Source organism: Pedobacter immunditicola, from assembly GCF_037482985.1.
GTDB lineage: Bacteria > Bacteroidota > Bacteroidia > Sphingobacteriales > Sphingobacteriaceae > Pedobacter > Pedobacter immunditicola.
The window spans coordinates 48,804-67,203 of record NZ_JBBHKC010000002.1 but is presented as its reverse complement, the minus strand read 5'-3'; the positions used below and the strand labels follow the sequence as shown (position 1 = coordinate 67,203).

Here is an 18,400-nt window from a genome sequence, read left to right as displayed (position 1 = left end):
TTATCATCATGAAAACATCAACCTCACTCATCCTAAAAAGATATATATTATAGTAATATTTTAATATATTCTGAAATTCCTGTTAACTTAAAGGAGGATTTAAATTCTCTGCAACATGGATAATAAGATCAGTAATATTTTGTGCCTCGGCCTTGGCAAGGTGGGCACACTCGTAGGAACATTGCTTAGTGAGCAATTTGAGGTGACCGGAATGGATCAACAAGCCCCGCATTATGGCCACAAATTACCATTCAGGGTGCTAGCTGCTGATGTAAGCGATTTAACACTGATGGATGAAACGATCCGTAAATTTGATGCTGTTGTTTCTGCCCTTCCGTATTATCTGAACAATTCCATTGCAAAACTCGCTCACAAATACGGCAAGCATTATTTCGACCTGACTGAAGATGTAAACGCTACCCATCAAATTAAGGAGCTTAGTGAAACTGCTTCAGCGGTAATGGCTCCTCAATGTGGTTTGGCCCCTGGTTTCATCAGTGTTGTTGCTGCCGATCTGGCTAATGACTTCGACCGTTTACGATCTATTGAGATGCGCGTTGGGGCCTTACCAAAACATCCTAACGGCGCTTTGGGTTATTCGTTGACCTGGTCGGCCACCGGTCTCATTAATGAATATGTGAATGATGCAGAGGTGATCCATCATGGTAAAAGGAAAACGGTTACCTCCTTACAAGGGAAAGAGCTGATCAATCTGGAAGGCGCCCCTTTTGAGGCCTTCTATACTTCAGGGGGGTTAGGCACGATGTGTGAAACCTATGAGGGCAAAGTCGATAAGCTTGATTATAAAACCATCCGCTATCCCGGGCATTGCGACCTGATGAATTTTTTAATCTATGAACTTCATTTACACGAGAATCGGAAACAACTGGAAGAGATCCTCCAAAATGCAAAACCAATTGTTCCGGACGACGTTGTGATTGCCTATGTTGTGGTAGAAGGCTGGAATAACGGCGAACTGCACCGTAAGGAATTTAGTCGGCGCTATTTACCGATCGTGATCAATGGAATGACCTGGCGGGCGATCTCCTGGACAACGGCAGCAAGCATTTTGGCGGTCATAGAAATGGTTTCCTATGGCTGGTTACCGTCTAAAGGCTTTATCAAACAGGAAGAAATTCCTTTACTGGAATTTTTCAAGACCAGGTGCGGAAGCTTTTTTAAATAAAGCCCCTGACCATTAGGCCAGAGGCTTATAAAAAAGATTTCAATTGCGCTATTTCTTCAAATCAAAAGTAACCAGTACCGGATAATGATCAGACATTTGATCCGTATGCTGGTCATGGATAATCGTGGAGGACTTTACCTGTTTCGCAATTTCCGGGTTGGCGAACATAAAATCGATGCGCTTGAAATGCGCTGAACCATACTTCTTTGTAGGGATACTGTGTTTAAACAGCTTGTTGGTTAGCCAGAAAGTGTCTTTATACCCAGCTTTTTCAATTTGATCAATAACGGAATATTCTAGTTTCCCATTACTTAAGTTTCGGATATGGGAGGCTTTAGCTTCGCTTTCCTGCATTTTTTTCACCATGTCGTCGGTATAGTTGGACGCATCAGTTGGAGACAATGCATTAAAGTCGCCCATAATCAAAGTCTTTTCATTCTTAGGTAGGGTGGCCGCATGGGCCAGCACATTCCTGATCTCCTCTTTTCTTTTTTTGTGGTAAAATGGCGAGAAATGGATGACGAAAACGTGGATGTTATTGATGTTGGCATATATGAAAGCATGCCACATGTTATCCACTACCTTTCTGACATTAGTGATAGGATACTTAGAAGAAAGTGCAACCGGAAAACCTTTTAATTTAGACTGTATCGCGTAAGGGTGATTGTATTTAGCAGCGAAGGTTTCCAGGCTGGCCTGTGTAAAATCGTTCATCTCCTGGTAAGCCACAATATCAGGATCAATTTCTTTCACCCATTTAAAATATTCCTGGTGGATCAGGCTATCCTGTTGTAAGCCCTTTAAAACGTTGTAAGATAAAACTTTGAAATTCTGGCCCACTGCCGTGTTGATTTGGCTACAGAGCACTAACATGAATAAAGATGCAGGTAAGAAGTATTTGTTCATTGGTATATATTCTTTTAATTAGTACTGAAGCTATCACCAACGATAATGCACATGATAGCTTCCTTTTTTATCATTTTACACCATCAACCCAGCCCGGATTTTGGGTAAGTGATTTATTTAATATTCTTTCCTGAACAGGGATCGGGTAAAGGTAGTCACGGCTTTCATTCCATTCTTTGGTTACCGTCGGGTTGGTCACAATTTGTCCGCCCTTAGTCCCATTTTCAAACACTACCTCACCAATTTTCAGGTATTGCCTGCCTGCAACACTAGCCGGTCGGGCCCCTTCATAAATATGAAGATCAATGGTGCCATTACGATCAATATCATAAGTACCTACGCCTGGAAAATACATGCCGTTAAAAACACGGGTAAAAAGCTGTCCTTCTTTCCAGCGAATTAAATCATAGTAACGAAATCCTTCACGGATCAATTCAACTTGTCTCTCTCTTCTGATCTCCAGGATCACACCTTTATTTGCACCTTTTACATTTACATAGATAGCTGCCAGGTAAGGATCAGGCACCGCATTAGCGGCTGAAAAGGATAAATTAGGCATGGATACCCTGTCGCGAAGTAATTTAATGCTGCTGTCGATATCTGCCTGGCTTAACGTTCCTAATTCAGCCTTAGCCTCGGCAAAATTCAGCAACACTTCAGCATAACGAAAAATAGGTATATCGTTTACACAGTTTCCCTGATCAAAAGATGGAGCCTGAACATATTTTACATATTGGTACCCTGTAATGCTGGAAGCAAAGTCTGGCAATGTGGCATTGGTTTCGCCGATTCTTTTATGCCCCGGAATGCGAATGGTTTGCCCTAAACGCGGATCACGGTTTTGTGTTTCTTCGAACCACTGCATGGTTTTATGGCTAGGGTTATCTGTAAACCGTGTGCCATCAGCATTAAGGTAAGAATTAACCACGTGGCGGGTTACCCCTGGCCTGCCATAAGAAACAGATAAAGTATAGAAATTTACACTGTGAACAAAAGGTACCGCAGCACTATACTGGCGGGCAAGGATCATTTCTGTTGGATTAGCGTCATCGAAATTAAAAAGATCCTGGTACGCTTTATCCGGATTGGAAGTATATATGCCATAGCCACTTTTAGTCATCAGTTCGCTAGAAGCAGCAACAGATTCATTAAGCATTGCTTCCCAGCCCGTCAGGCCATGGTATTTACGGAAAGTTCCTTCAAACAACATGGCTCTGGACTTCAAGGCAAGGGCTGTCCATTTGGTAACATCCTGCAACTTTCTACCCTGATCTAAATTGGCAATAGCAAAATCCAGGTCTTCAAGCACCTTGCTCATGACGAACTCCCTGGTGTCTCTGGGCTTCATCAAATCTGTATCATCCATGTCGAGCACTTTATCATACCAGGGCACATCGCCAAAACGTTGCACCATTTCAACATAAAAATAGGCTCTGAAAAAGCGGGCTAATGCATCGTACTTCACCCTGACCGCCTCGTTTTGAAATTTATTGGAATTCTCCAGAAAGAAATTGATTCTTCTCAATTCAGTCCAGCTCCATCCGCCACCAGTTGTAGGCACGGTACGCGTCCCCCTGAATTCGTTAGGAACCGTAGTCCGCGCGTCATCATCACCATAATTCGGACTGCTGTAAAAAACATCAAGAGCCGCAGGCAACTGGTTATAAAAAGCATTGGTATAAGAGCGCAATTCAGATTCTGATGTAAAAGAGTTTTCGGGCGCCAACTGCGACAAAGGATACCTGTCTAAAAAGTCTTTTTTACAGGAAACCAGTGCAAATAATAGGCAGATTGCTGTTATTTTTTTAAATACGTTCATTTCTTTATGTAATTTCAAATAGCACTTATAAAGTAAGCTGGATACCAGCAGAGTAGGTTTTAGCCATTGGATAGGTACGGCCAGTTGGGTCTGTTAACACTTCTTCAGGATCCAGGTAATCGGTATCCATTTTTGACCAGGTATGCACATTTTCTGCAGAAATATAAATACGGAGGTTACGCACCTTTATCTTAGATAAAACTGATTTTGGCAAGCTGTATCCCAGGGTCAGGTTTTTGAGTCGCAGGTAAGCAATATCCTGTAGATACATATCGTTGGAGACAGAGAGTTCTGAATTCTGAGCAATGTATCCCCTTACCAAAGGAAAGTAAGCATCCTGATTCTCCGGCGACCACATCTTGTCGGCAAAGTCTTCAGGCAAGAATGATCCGTATGGTCTTGCATATACATGCCAGAACTGCTGTGATTCCAGGTTTGGATACCAGTTTCTCTTGCCCACTCCCTGGAAGAAAGCAGCGATATCGAAATTATTCCATGCCCCGGTGAAGTTAAAGCCATAAGTATACCTTGGCTGCGTGTTACCAATAATCCGCCTGTCGCCAGGATCAGTAAGTGTATTTGCACCCGTAGAGATGATTCCATTTCCATCAAGATCAAGGATTTTGATATCTCCGGCCTGAAGTTTTTTCAAATCTGCGGTTGGCGCTTGTACCCTTCTGTTATTAATTCGATCCTGATTAACGATAGCTGCATAGGCCTGGGCCTCTTCATTGGTTTTAAAGAAACCATCATAACTGTAACCCCAGATCTCCCCTAACTGCTGACCCACATAATAACTGGATAATAACTGCGAAGGGTTGTCAAATTTGGTGATTTTGGAGGTGTAATCTGCCAGCACGCCACCAAAGGAATAACCGAAAGGCTTACCACCGAGCATAAATTTATCTTTCCAGTTGAGACTGAGCTCAAAACCATTGGTCTTCAAATCGGCCGCATTTTCCTTAGGTTCGCTGGCACCAAACACCTCAGGCAGGGTTTTACCCAACGTAAGCATGTCTTCTGTTTTTCTGGAATAAATATCTGCCGAAAGCGATAGCCTGTTAGCAATAAAAGTTGCATCAATACCAAAGTTATTGGTGATCGAACGCTCCCAGGTAAGTGAAGAAGATACCGGTGCAGGGTTGTTAATTACTTTTAGCTTCTGCCCATCAATCAGGTAATTGATCTGACCGGTGCCCATGCTGGAGATATAAGCATAAGTAGCCACATCCTGGTTGCCCAGTGTACCATAAGAATACCTGAATTTAAGCGAGTTGGCAATGGAAGTTAAAGGTTTGAAAAACTCCTCCTGACTGATTACCCAACCGGCAGAGAGAGAAGGGAAAAATCCAAAGCGATCATTCTTACCAAAACGTGAGGTACCATCATACCTACCGGAAGCTTCAAATAGATATTTGCCATCATAAGCATAGTTAAAACGGTAAAATGCACCCCGTAAGGCCCAGTCGCTGGCGCCACCACCGATTACGGGAACACCGGTAGCTAAATTAAGGTCGTTTAAAGTTTCAGATAAAAGTTCAGAACCCGTTCCGGATAAGGTTTTAAAGGTCCTTTCTTCCTGATTAAAACCAGCCATCACTTTAAAATGATGATTATTTAGCTGCGTTTCATAATTAGCAAAGATATTGTACACCTGGTACTGGTTGTTGCGGATGCTTTCAGCTAGCTGGTCTTTATTAAGTCCGCCGATGGCATAATTTTCAAGAACACCCGGGAATTTAGAATACTGAACCCTAACCGCCCTGTAATAATTATTATAATTTTCTTGTCCGTAAGTATAGTTACCCGTGATGTTTAATCCTTTGAACGGTGTAACTGTAGCCTCAAAAGTCGTAGTGAACTCATTCTCGGCATTCTCCCCTTTCGACTTCCCGTTTTCCATTACTGCATGCATACCATACCCTACTGAATAAGAGTTGATGCCGGTATAACCTGTTAAAGTGCCATCAGGGTTTTTAGGCACATAAGCTGCCATAAAGTGGTACAGGTAATTTGGTGTTACATTATTGGATACCGTTGGAAAGTTTTCTTCCAAACCAGACCAATTGTATTTTGATTTAAAGAAGCGGGTATTATTGCTCACTTTTAACCATTTATTCACATCCACATTAATTTTACCGCGCATGTTATAACGGTTATAATTATCTGGATTAATTTTCCAGACACCCTGTTCGGCAGCAGTATTGGCCGAGATCAGGTATTGAACTTTGTCGGATGAACCACTTAAACTAATATTATGCTCATTGGTAGGCCTGTGCTTGCTGAATAAATAATTATACCAGTCAAAGTTTGCATAATAGCGGTACATATCCTGGCCATTTGCATTCTTTTTAACCACCACCCAAGGCCTGTCGGGGTGTTCAGTTTGATCATCTACCCTGGCGAGCAATTCTGCATAGTCCTCCTCAGAATAGCGTGTATTGGTATTGCCGAGGGCATTGTACATGGCATCGTCATTGATTTTAGCATTCCAATAGCCTGAAGTGATGAAGTCGGTATTGGTCAGCTGACTTTTACTGCCGAAATTGTTTGAATAGCTAATTGTTGTTTTGCCATCGCGGGCTTGTTTGGTGGTAACCAAAATAACCCCAAATGCTGCACGTGCGCCATAAACAGCAGAGGCAGAAGCATCTTTAAGGACTGAAATAGACTCCACATCAAAGGTATTTACCCGGTCAATGTCTCCCGGTACGCCATCTATCAATACCAGTGGTGCGCCACCATTGATGGAAGTATTGCCCCTTACATTGAGTGATCCGCTTTGTCCGGGTTTACCGGAACCGAAGGTGATGTTTAAATTTGGCACAACCCCTTGCAGTGCCTGGGTAAGGTTAGACACAGGGCGATCCTGGAGATCTTTGGCGCTAACCTGGGTAATGGCACCTGTCAGGTTAATTTTTTTTGTGGTACCATAACCCACAACGACTACTTCACTTAATCCCTGGATATCTTCTTCAAGAACAATGTTGTCGAAACCATCAACAGCAGTAACCTCTTTGGTTAAATAACCGATATAAGAAACGACAAGGGTAATGCCCTTCCCCTCATGACGCAGCTGGAAGGTTCCGTCATTTTTAGTTAGGGTGCCTGTATTTGTGTTTTTAACAGTCACCGATACCCCCGGTAGTGACCCGCCTTTTGCATCAGAGACTTTACCGCGGATTACCTCTTGTAGAAATGGTGAAAAGCTGGTCCTTTGATAAGTTGCCGTATCAACTTTTATACCAGTCAGCTGATTTTTAGCGTTAACTAAGTTGTTGAGGGGAATGATGAAGCACAGCGAAACTGTGATACGCCTCCATGCACCTGATGACTGCCATGCTTTGGGCACAGCAGCATTAAAAGAAAAAACTCTCATTAAAAATCTTAAATGTTGGGTGAATTTAAATTTGCTCATCCGTCTCTCACTGCAATGGGAGGCGGTTTTTTTTGCGTTGATTATTACTAGGTCATTAGATAAATTAAGTGTACATATTCGTTTTCAAATGTGCCTTAATAACATTAACCAGATATTAATAAATGATTACCTGTTTAACAAGTAAGCAAAGCGTCATTAATTAATGAAAGTCTATGCTTTTAGTAGATTATATCTTTATCTTGGTCCCGAGTGCAAATAATCAACAACACGTTTGTAAAAAAGACCTCGTTACTGGGCTGTAACTACCAATCAAAATGAAGAAAATAAATATCATTACCGCATTGCTGCTCATGGCGAGCAGCGCACTATATGCAATATGTACTGCTTGATTTCTGGGCAGCCTGGTGCGGACCATGCAGACAGGAAAATCCGAATATCGTTAGTGCTTACCAAAAGTATAAAGCGAAGGGATTTGATGTCTTTGCTGTTTCCCTTGACCGAACCAAGGAAGCGTGGGTTAAAGCAATCAAAGATGATCAACTTACCTGGACACATGTTTCAGATTTAAAATATTGGAACAGTGAGGCCGCTAAATTATACGGTGTAAGGGCAATTCCTTCCAATGTACTCATCGACCCTAATGGCATTATTATCGCCCGAAACTTAAGAGGCGAAGACCTTCAGGAAAAGCTGGCAGAACTTTTAAAATAACTATGAATTAAGTAAAATTCAAGAACAAGCGACACCTCATCTCGCGAACTTTTAGCATTTTTGCCGCCTAACAATTTTGTTTAACTGTAGACAATTTCTTCATGAAAATTAAAGGCTATGCCTTAGCGATAACATCAGCTTTTTTTTTACGGACTGATTCCGTTGTATATTTTACCAATAAGGCTAAGTGATTTCCCACCAAACTATACTTTGTTTTTACGATTCCTATTAGCGGCATTGATCATCCTTGGTTACCTGATCTTTAAGAAGGAATCATTGAAAATTAACCTTAAGGAGACTTTGATTCTTTTCATCTTGGGACTTTGTTATGCGCTTTCTACCGAATTCCTGCTTTTAGGTTATGAGATGCTAACCCCAGGAATAGCATCAACCATACTGTTTATTTTTCCTGTAATCGTAGCCACCATCATGGTTCTTTTTTTTAAGGAGCGAATCAGTAGAATGGCCATTCTTTCTATAGGCATCTCTACCACCGGCGTACTTATTTTAGGGATACAGGATTCTATTTACCAGTTCAATATTTCGGGACTGTTGATTTGCCTGTTAAGTGCCTTATTTTATGCGTTATACATGATTATCGTCAACAAGTCGCAGATAAAGGTATCAGGGTTTAAACTTACTTTTTATTCTTTGTTGTTTTCTTCATGCTATTATCTCGCTAAAATGACGATAGTGGAGGAAACCTTTTTGATTCCAAATCCATCTATCATGCTCAACCTGGTGATGCTTTCACTTGTTTCAACAGTGTTATCAATTATCACTTTAGTGTACGCCATCAAGTATATTGGTTCAACTTCAACTTCCGTCATGGGTGCGCTGGAGCCAATCGTTGCGATAAGCGTAAGTGTATTATTTTTTGGGGAACATTTAACCGTAAGCCTCATTTCTGGCGTGGCCTTAATTCTGGCGGGGGTAATTATGAACATCACCTCTGACGCGCTGATGACTAAAAAGACTTTCAACTAATTGACCTGTAAACCTTGTTTTACTTAGTCAGTTAGTTGAAAACTATAGTCTTTGCATTGATAAAAGCAAAGCCGGGTCAAATGACCCGGCTTTGCTTCTTAACATCATCGCGGACTCCGGGATGACGGAAAAATTTTAAAGTCGCTTCAAACCTTTAGTTTGAGTTTTATTGGCTTCTTCAAAACTGATGGCATAACCACCACCCGGTGCAGAAAACTGAACCAGTTTAGATTTATTGGTTACAATTACTTTACGGATGTTATAGGCTTGGGGATTAGTTTTATAATGAGCGTCTTTCGCATCTGCATAAATGGTTGCGATATAAGTTTTTCCTGCGTCCAGAAAGTCGAAAGAAATTTTAGACGTACGCGACTTGTCGCCATTTACACTGCCGGCAAACCATTGTCCGGTTCCCTTTGCTTTACGGGCAACCGTAACATATTGGCCCGGTTCAGCTTCCAGGTATTTACTGTCATCCCAATCCAGGGCCACATCTTTGATGAACTGGAAAGCATCAGGAAAGCGGTCGTAATTCTCAGGAAGATCCGCAGCCATTTGAAGGGGACTATACATGGTTAAGTACAAAGCCAACTGATTGGCGATGGTGCTGTTCACATGTGAATTATTAGCTGGATTAATTTTAGTCATATCCATTTCAAAGATGCCAGGTGTATAATCCATTGGCCCACCTATTTGACGGGTAAAAGGTAAAACAGTCACATGGTTAGGCTTAGAACCACCGAAAGCCTGGTATTCAGTGCCCCTTGCAGATTCATTACTGATCAAATTAGGGTAAGTACGACCAATGCCAGTCGGCCGAACTGCCTCATGTGCATTCACCATAATTTTATAAGCCGCCGCTTTTTCCAGTGCATACTGGTAATGGTTCACAATCCACTGGCTATAATGATTTTCACCTCGCGGAAGGATATCACCCACATAACCACTCTTTACCGCATCGTAACCATTATCCTTCATGAATTGATAAGCCTGATCCATGTGGCGTTCGTAATTACGGATCGAAGATGAAGTTTCATGGTGCATGATCATTTTTACGCCTTTAGATTTGGCATAATCCCTGATCCCTTTTAAATCAAAATCCGGGTAAGGAGTAACGAAATCAAAAACATAGTCTTTCGAATTGCCAAACCAATCTTCCCATCCAATGTTCCAGCCTTCCACTAAAACACCATCAAAACCATGTTTAGCCGCGAAATCTATATATTTTTTAACATTAACGGTCGTAGCGCCATGCTTGCCATTAGGTTTTGCTTTTGTATAATCAGTAACACCCAACTGTACCGAAGGATATTCATCTGTATAAGCCCATGAACTTTTACCAACAATCATTTCCCACCATACACCAACATATTTCGTTGGTTTAATCCAGGAAGGATCTTCTATTTTACTGGGCGCATTCAGGTTATAGGTCATTTTTGAGGCAAGGATGTTACGGGCATCATCACTTACGATAACGGTGCGCCAGGGAGTGGTAAAAGGAGCCTGCATGTAACCTTTATCACCATTCACATCTGGGGTAAGCCATGACTCAAAAATCATATTTTTATCATCGAGGTTAAGGTGCATCACCGCATAATCCAACAAGGCAGCTTCATGCAAATTGATGTACAAACCATTGTCGGTTTTCATCATCAATGAGGTTTGAACACCTGTAGGAGAAAATGAAGTCTGGGAAATATTTGCTGTTACTGCTTTGGTAGTCAGGCCCCTGATTTCAGATAACTTCGAAGTGGTATAATCATACTCCTGGGTATCATAATCGCCAGCGATCCAGAAAGCAGTATGGTCACCAGCCATCGCAAACTGCGTTTTTTCTTCCTTGATCACAAAGTAAGTAAGGTTTTTTTGTGATGGAAATTCATAGCGAAAACCTAGTCCGTCGTTAAACAGCCGGAAACGGATGATCATTTTTCTGCCCGTTTCTTTTTGATCAAGGGTTACCGCCAGTTCATTGTAATGATTGCGGATGGTTTTCACTTCGCCCCATACGGGGCTCCATGATTCATCAAAAGTGACTGTTTTAGCGTCTGTGATGGTAAAATCGTTTAACAAGGACTTTTTATCGTTTTTTAACTCCAGTCCGAGTTTACTGGTTTTTACCACCGCTTTATCTTTATAGGTGAGGCTGTAGCTGGGCACACCGCCGCTTTGCAGAGAGAAAGTCATGGACTGTTTCCCATCTGGAGATTGGAGTTGCTGTGCTATTGCTATACCAAAGGAGCATGATAAAAATGCGATGAGGATAAGTTTCTTCATATTTATTTTATTGAGTGTTTATTCGTTTTGGGACCCCTGCTTGTTGACCAGGGTATAAAAGGCAAAGCTAAGGGAATTTTAATCGCTAGTTGTTAAACGGAAAAAATTCCTTTGTAACACTTGATCATCAGGTAAAGGTGGAAGCATATTGGGTGAAGGGTGAATGTAGGGTGGACTCAAGGTAGATCCACCGTAGATTCATTAGGGGCCGAGGTTCATGTTATGCTAATAACGCTTCAGTTACCATAGCAAGGCACAAGAAACCGAGACTACTGCTAGTCTGGACAACACTGCCATAAACGAAGCGATGATGGTACGGGAAGAGCAGCAGAAAAGGATTGATTCACTAGTCAAAGTACAATTGCAGCGGGAACTGGCAACGGTATCCGGGAATTTGAAACGGACAGCGGAACTAGAGGCCAGGCTGCGTAAAATTACAGCGAGCGACTCCTTGCGGGCTATTTCACAATAGTAAAATCTGAACGCGAAGATCGTATTTCCATACTGCTGCCTTGCTTAGCTAGCGTAATATCAGTGGTAATATAATTGTAGTGGGTAAAAATTTTACCATAAATTCCATTCTTCTAAAGTGCTAAAGGTCTCGAATAATTATCACCTAAGATTCTTCCTACAATTTGCTCATGCCGTGGAACAAAGTTCAACCATTCCATCCAATTGATCATACTGTAGTTGCTACATGAACACATACTGGATGAAAGTTTTAGAACACACCTGGGAAAATGGTCTATTTATTTCTTTGCAATGCGTTGACAATTAGGTAATTTGCAGAGGAATAACAACCATCACCTGACCAGCTAGATTTCTCTTTATCTTAAAAAAATCTATGAAAAAGTCACCGAAAAACACCCTGCTGCATCTTGGTCTACTGCTCTTATTTTTTTGTGTATCCTGCACAGGAGCCTCAAATCAGGAAAACGGCAGCATCACCTTATCTGAAGATGACGTTATAGAGGACCAGTTCCTCACTGAAACGTTCCAGTCAAAGCTTACGCCAGATACGGTGCTAGCCATTCTGAAGATGCGCAACGGAGAATATGTAGAAGATAATCTTACTGTGCGCAATACGTCAGAAAGGATAAGAAAGGCCTCACTCGGCCAATATCCTGCTGCTGTTATCCTTTCATGCCTGGATTCCAGGGTTCCTGTAGAGGATGTGTTCCATTCTGGTATAGGTGACCTTTTCGTGGCCAGGGTAGCGGGGAACATTTCTAATGAAGATATTCTGGGTAGTATGGAGTACGGTTGTAAGGTTGCAAAAGCAAAACTGATCGTAGTGCTGGGACACGAGCACTGTGGAGCGATAAAATCAGCTGTTGAAGGTGTCGAGCTTGGAAATATCACCGCTCTGTTGGCCAAAATCAAACCCGCCATTGAATCACTGAAGGATTTTGAAGGAGAACGGAGTTCCAAGAATCCGGCTTACCTGGAGGCCGTGACCAAACAGAATGTCAGGGCTACCGTAGCAAACATCCGCAGCAACAGTCCGATACTGAAGGAGATGGAAGCCAATGGCGAGCTGAAGATCGTCGGGGCAGAATATCATATGGAAACGGGTAAAGTAGAATTCTTGCAATAGAGAAATATTTTCGGTGAGCCGGTAAAACGAAAAGCCTGCAATCTTGTGATTGCAGGCTTTTCTAATGTTAGTTAGCGGACCGGACGGGACTCGAACCCGCGACCTCCGCCGTGACAGGGCGGCATTCTAACCAACTGAACTACCGGTCCGTTGATCTTATTAAGATCTTTTGTCCCTTTCGGGATTGCAAATATATGGCGAATATCTCAATAACAAGCTCTTTTCTTAATTTTTATTTTCAGCCTCAAAATTACTTCTCTACCATCTTCCCTGCGTACAAGTGTATCAATCGACAACAACTTCAATAATTACGAAAATCAAATATTTCTGATTTTAAAGAATTAACGCTACGCTATTTACTTCCCTTAAATTTAAAAGGATTGGATAGAAATTTCATGGTAATAGTTATATTGTGATACCAATATAAACCCTCCCTTCATGATGTTGCGAATTTTTTGCCTGCTCTCCTTTTGCCTATTTATAAATGTTTCTGTATTTGCGCAAAAGAAGAATGCCGGCTACCGCTATTTGATCAAACGGGCAACCTCATCGATCAATATTGATGGCGTATTGGATGAGCAGGCCTGGCTACAGGCAGATTCTGCAGATAATTTTTACATGGTACTGCCCATGGATACCAGTGCTGCCAGGGTACGTACGCATGTGCGTATGACTTATGATGATCATAACTTATACATCATTGCTGTTTGTTACAACCTGGTTCCGGGCCCTTATATGGTGGAATCCCTGAAAAGAGATTTCAACTTTTCAAAGAACGATAACTTCCTGTTGTTTATGGATCCTTTTGATGCCCGTACCGATGGCTTTAGTTTCGGGGCAAATGCTGCTGGCGGCCAATGGGACGGCAGCATGTATGAGGGCAGCAAGGTTGACCTCAGTTGGGATAACAGGTGGTTTTCTACAGTAAAAAATGATGCTGAAAAATGGGTATGGGAAGCTGCAATTCCCTTTAAGAGCATCCGTTATAAAAAAGGAATTCGTGAATGGGGAATTAACTTTAGCAGAAACGACCTTAAAACTGCTGAAAAGTCTAGCTGGACACCTGTTCCACGCCAGTTTCCAACAGCTTCACTTGCCTACACAGGAACCTTGGTCTGGGACGAAGCACCCCCAACGGCCACCAGCAATGTTTCCATCATTCCTTATGCCCTTACCGGCTTTTCTAAAGACTATGAGCATAATGGCAGCAGTGATTTCCCTTATGACTTTGGTGGTGATGCAAAAATATCTTTAACTCCCTCCCTTAATGTTGATTTAACGGTAAACCCCGATTTTTCCCAGGTAGATGTAGACCAGCAAGTAACGAACCTCGACCGCTATGAACTGTTTTTCCCGGAGAAAAGACAGTTCTTCCTGGAGAATGGCGACCTGTTTTCAAACTTTGGCTATGCTGGTATACGCCCTTTCTTTTCCCGGCGCATTGGTTTAAATGCCCCAATTGCATTTGGCGCTCGCATTTCAGGGAAGATCAATCAAAACTGGCGCATTGGCGCCATGAATATGCAAACCCGCAGCGATGCCGCCATTTCACAAGCCGCACAAAACTATAGTGTGGTTACCTTGCAACGGCGGGTTTTTGCAAGATCTAATATCGGCCTGCTGTTTGTAAACAGAAATGCCACCGGCTCTTTGGCTAATGCGGACGATAATAATCCTTATAACCGGAACATTGGACTGGAATACAACCTTGCTTCATCAAATAACCTCTGGACAGGTAAACTCTTAGGGTTAAAATCTTTTTCACCGGGTCTTAAAGGTAATGACGCAGTCGTATCCGGGCATTTACAGTATTTAAGCAAGCACTGGACGTTGTACCTCCAGCAAGAATATGTCGGTAAAAATTACAATGCGGAAGTTGGTTATGTACCAAGAAAAGGCTATATAAAGTTGAGCCCCATCGTGCAACGCAACTTTTTCCCCAAGAGTGGAAATATTCTGGCGCATAGTTTGCAAATCGCCTCCACCTACTTTTTTGATCCATCCTTTAACCGTACCGACAACCAGAGTACGCTCTCTTATTTGCTTACCTTCCGTAACCAGAGCACCCTGACCTTCTCGGGGATCAATGATTATGTGATGTTGCTGCAGCCTTTTGATCCAGTGAGGATAGGCAGCGGGATGCTTCCTGTAGGTTCAAAACATAACTGGAACTCGGCGGCAGTCAAATTTGTTTCTAAACCACAAAATGTTTTTACTTACTTGATCGATGCAAGCTATGGGGGATACTATGCTGATGGCATCCGTAAAAGCCTGACCAGTCAGGTCGGCTACCGCTTCCAGCCTTACGTAAATATAGCACTAAACGCCTCCTATAATGACCTTCGCCTGCCTGAACCTTTTGGTCATCATACTTTCTGGTTAGTCGGGCCACGGGTAGATGTAACCTTTAGCAACAAGCTGTACCTCACCAATTTTATTCAGTACAATGAACAAATCAAAAACATGAATATCAATACACGCCTGCAGTGGCGGTATAAACCTGCTTCTGACTTCTTTATTGTTTATAGTGATAACTCATTACCCTCTCCCTTTACGGTGAAATACAGGCAACTGGTCGTCAAATGGACTTATTGGTGGAATATTTAAATTTCTTCAAAAATAATTTGATTTTACAAATATATCTCTACATTTGTAATGTCTACCAAAATGGTAGACATTAATCATATGACTCAAAGGCAACACCGATTTCCCGTATCCCGAATGCGAATGCCCAGCCCCAAAGGGGCATGTTGTTGCTGTTGTTAGTCCATAACTCCGCAAGCTAAAAAGCAACATCCGCAGCGGGCTTAACTCAACATTCTATTTCATTTTAAAAAGTCACTAATGGGGGATTTACATCCTTAAAACCTAGTGAAGAGCTACCATTATGCCTATAATTTATTAACAGTTTTTCATATTAACACAACTGGATGTCTGGCAAAAACAGGCATCAACCATCAACCCATAAAATCTAAAATCATGAAACAAAGTATACTTACTGTCTTCTTCATCGTACTCTCGGCAGGCTACGCTTTTAGTCAAAACATCGTAAATGGCATCATTAAGGATAGTAAAGGGGTTACGATACCACATTCAACGGTGCTGATCAGGGGTACTAACATTTCTGTAAGTGCAGATAATAACGGTGCTTTTAGTATTGATCCAAAGCAAGAGGCACCATTCTACCTTCAGGTCAGCTCCGTTGGTTTTAAGCCTCAGGATTTTCAAATTCTGAAGTTTCAGGACACCCCAGTAGAGCTGGTGCTCATTGAAGATGCGTTGCTGGCTGAAATCGTAGTAACGTCAAGAAGGCGTTCAGAGAGTTTACAGGCGGTACCTATTGCTGTTTCTGTGGTCGGTGGCCCCCAGATCGAACAGTCGGGCGCATTCAACGTTAACCGCGTTAAAGAACTCATCCCATCGGTGCAGCTGTACACCTCGAATCCACGTAATACGGGTATCAATATCCGCGGGATTGGCTCACCGTTCGGACTTACCAATGATGGCCTGGATCCTGGGGTAGGTTTTTACGTAGATGGGGTTTATTATGCCCGCCCCGCAGCGGCAACGCTAGACTTTCTAGATGTGGAGCGCATTGAAGTATTGCGTGGCCCCCAAGGCACGTTGTTTGGTAAAAACACCAGTGCAGGTGCTTTCAATATCATCACCCGTAAAGCCAGCTTTATACCGGAAGCTACCTTCGAAACCAGTTTCGGAAATTACGGATATATCCAGGCTAAGGCTTCGGTATCTGGTCCGTTGAGTAAAAAATTTGCCGGACGGATTTCCTTTTCGGGAACACAGCGCGATGGTTTAATTGATAATGTAAGGACAGGCAGAGCGACCAACGACCTTAACAACCTCGGCTTTCGTGGTCAATTACTTTACAAGCCCGTGGAGAATGTTTCCATTACACTTGCAGGGGATTTTACCGACCAGAAGCCTGATGGTTATGCCCAGGTTGTTGCTGGCGTTGTTCCTACCTTGCGCCCGGCCTATCGCCAGTTCAACGCCATCATTGCGGATCTTAATTATTCCTTGCCAAGCCTGAATGCTTTCGACCGTAAAATAGATCACGATACGCCCTGGAGATCTGGTAATCAATTGGGTGGTGTTTCTTTGAATGTTGACGCAAAATTAGGCCCGGGAACGCTGACATCCACTTCGGCCTGGCGCTATTGGAATTGGGATCCATCAAACGACAGGGATTTTACAGGGTTACAAGCGCTGGCAAAATCGCAAAACCCTGCCGAACACAAAAACTGGTCACAGGAAGTTCGCTATGCAGGTGAGTTCTCCTCTAAATTAAGTGGTGTTGCGGGTTTATTTTTTATGGACCAGGAAGTTGAAATCAATGGTACTGAGGAATCGGGTTCCGATCAATGGCGGTTTTCGCAAAGCTCTACCAGCGCCTTATGGAAAACACCGGATCTATTTGAAGGATATGGTATCTATACCAATGCTTCCATCAAATCGCAAAGTGCTGCAGTATTTGGTAGCCTTGACTGGCGGGCGTTAGAAGGCTTACATATTTTGCCGGGTATTCGCTTAAATTACGACAAAAAAGTTGTTGACTATAACCGTGTTGCTCGTGGAGGCCTTGAGACTACTGATCCTGCCCTGCTTGCTTTAAAGAACGGCGTTTATAGCAACCAGTCGTATCTGGCAGATGCAGATGAAAAGAATTTCACCTATCAGCTTACTGTAGCCTACAAACCTTCCAGACGTTTGAATGCCTTTGCAACCTACGCCACAAGTTTCAAACCTGTAGGTGTTAATGTGGCCGGCCTGCCCACAGTGAATGGTGCCGCAGCAACAGATCTTGCAGTGATCAAGCCTGAGGATACCAAGCACTATCAATTTGGCATTAAAAGTACACCATTTGATAACCTGACAGTGAACCTGACCTTCCATAATTCGGATATTAAAGATTACCAGACTAACGTTCAGTCACCGGAATTGGGTGTAAATCGGGGGTACATTGCAAATGCCGAAAAGGTAAATGTGAAAGGACTGGAACTTGATGCTTACCTCAAGGTAAATGAATTCTTATCTCTATATGGCGCTGCAGCTTATACTGACGCCAAGTATGTTCGCTTTGCAAACGCGCCGCTTCCGTTAGAGGAAACAGGAAAAACAGAAGGTGGCGTACAAGTTGCATTTAAAGATATATCAGGCGGCGTTTTACCCGGAGTATCTAAATGGGCAGGATCATTTGGCGGCGAGTTTGCAACTGCAACTAAAGCTGTGGGTAAAGACGCAAAATTCTTTGTTGCGGTAGAAGGGTCGTTTCGCTCAACTTTCTCTTCAAGCCCATCTCCTTCCACGTATTTGAATATTGAGGGCTATAGCCTGCTCAATGCACGCACAGGGATCAAGACGCCTTACGGTATTTCGGCTTTTGTATGGGCCCGTAATATACTCAACAAGGACTATTTTGAGCAGTTATTGCCTGCAGGTGGTAATGCAGGTCATTATGCCGCTGTACTCGGCGATCAAAGGACTTTCGGTGTGACCTTGCGTTATGCCTTGTAAATG

At 42.7% G+C, this 18,400-nt stretch carries 11 protein-coding genes and 1 tRNA gene; 7 read left to right on the top strand and 5 right to left on the bottom strand.

Annotation, left to right across the window (positions count from 1 at the left end; all coding sequences use genetic code 11):
* The first annotated feature begins 115 nt into the window (after positions 1–115).
* On the top strand, positions 116–1,186 hold the full coding sequence (locus WG905_RS02840; protein ID WP_339590183.1) for a saccharopine dehydrogenase family protein: 1,071 nt from the start codon (positions 116–118) through the stop codon (positions 1,184–1,186).
* Between the two features lie 48 nt (positions 1,187–1,234).
* On the opposite strand, the gene WG905_RS02835 is transcribed toward WG905_RS02840, so the two are convergent.
* The 3 genes from WG905_RS02835 to WG905_RS02825 all read right to left on the bottom strand — a co-directional run bounded on the left by WG905_RS02835 (position 1,235) and on the right by WG905_RS02825 (position 7,290).
* The gene (locus WG905_RS02835; protein WP_339590182.1) at positions 1,235–2,092 is read right to left on the bottom strand and encodes an endonuclease/exonuclease/phosphatase family protein; all 858 of its coding nucleotides are present in this window, start codon (positions 2,090–2,092) and stop codon (positions 1,235–1,237) included.
* 70 nt (positions 2,093–2,162) lie between these two features.
* A complete protein-coding gene (locus tag WG905_RS02830) occupies positions 2,163–3,911 on the bottom strand; it encodes a RagB/SusD family nutrient uptake outer membrane protein (RefSeq protein WP_339590181.1) in 1,749 nt (582 codons plus the stop codon).
* Between the two features lie 25 nt (positions 3,912–3,936).
* Entirely contained in the window at positions 3,937–7,290 is a 3,354-nt protein-coding gene (locus WG905_RS02825; protein ID WP_339590180.1) for a SusC/RagA family TonB-linked outer membrane protein, read from the bottom strand.
* A gap of 369 nt (positions 7,291–7,659) precedes the next feature.
* Between WG905_RS02825 and WG905_RS02820 the strand changes: the two genes are divergently transcribed.
* Positions 7,660–8,001, top strand: a complete 342-nt coding sequence (locus tag WG905_RS02820; RefSeq protein WP_339590179.1) for a peroxiredoxin family protein — start codon at positions 7,660–7,662, stop codon at positions 7,999–8,001.
* 162 nt (positions 8,002–8,163) lie between these two features.
* A complete protein-coding gene (locus tag WG905_RS02815; protein WP_489737901.1) occupies positions 8,164–8,988 on the top strand; it encodes a DMT family transporter in 825 nt (274 codons plus the stop codon).
* Positions 8,989–9,123: 135 nt separating this feature from the next.
* Here WG905_RS02815 and WG905_RS02810 read toward each other — a convergent pair whose 3' ends face one another.
* Positions 9,124–11,265 carry a glycoside hydrolase family 97 protein gene (locus WG905_RS02810; protein ID WP_339590178.1) on the bottom strand — a complete coding sequence of 714 codons (2,142 nt, stop codon included), beginning with the start codon at positions 11,263–11,265 and terminating at the stop codon, positions 9,124–9,126.
* A 307-nt stretch (positions 11,266–11,572) separates the two neighbouring features.
* Here WG905_RS02810 and WG905_RS02805 point away from each other — a divergent pair, with 307 nt between their 5' ends.
* Positions 11,573–11,737 (top strand): hypothetical protein, encoded by a 165-nt coding sequence (locus WG905_RS02805; protein ID WP_339590177.1) that lies wholly within the window; start codon positions 11,573–11,575, stop codon positions 11,735–11,737.
* 372 nt (positions 11,738–12,109) lie between these two features.
* Complete coding sequence (locus tag WG905_RS02800) at positions 12,110–12,862, top strand: carbonic anhydrase family protein (RefSeq protein WP_339590176.1); 753 nt, start codon at positions 12,110–12,112, stop codon at positions 12,860–12,862.
* 75 nt (positions 12,863–12,937) lie between these two features.
* Here WG905_RS02800 and WG905_RS02795 read toward each other — a convergent pair.
* Positions 12,938–13,011 (bottom strand) — tRNA-Asp (locus tag WG905_RS02795).
* Positions 13,012–13,300: 289 nt separating this feature from the next.
* On the opposite strand from WG905_RS02795, the gene WG905_RS02790 reads away from it, so the two are divergent.
* Positions 13,301–15,469: a DUF5916 domain-containing protein gene (locus WG905_RS02790; RefSeq protein ID WP_339590175.1), complete on the top strand. Its 2,169-nt coding sequence runs from the start codon at positions 13,301–13,303 to the stop codon at positions 15,467–15,469.
* Positions 15,470–15,841: 372 nt separating this feature from the next.
* The gene (locus WG905_RS02785; protein ID WP_339590174.1) at positions 15,842–18,397 is read left to right on the top strand and encodes a TonB-dependent receptor; all 2,556 of its coding nucleotides are present in this window, start codon (positions 15,842–15,844) and stop codon (positions 18,395–18,397) included.
* Positions 18,398–18,400: the final 3 nt, after the last annotated feature.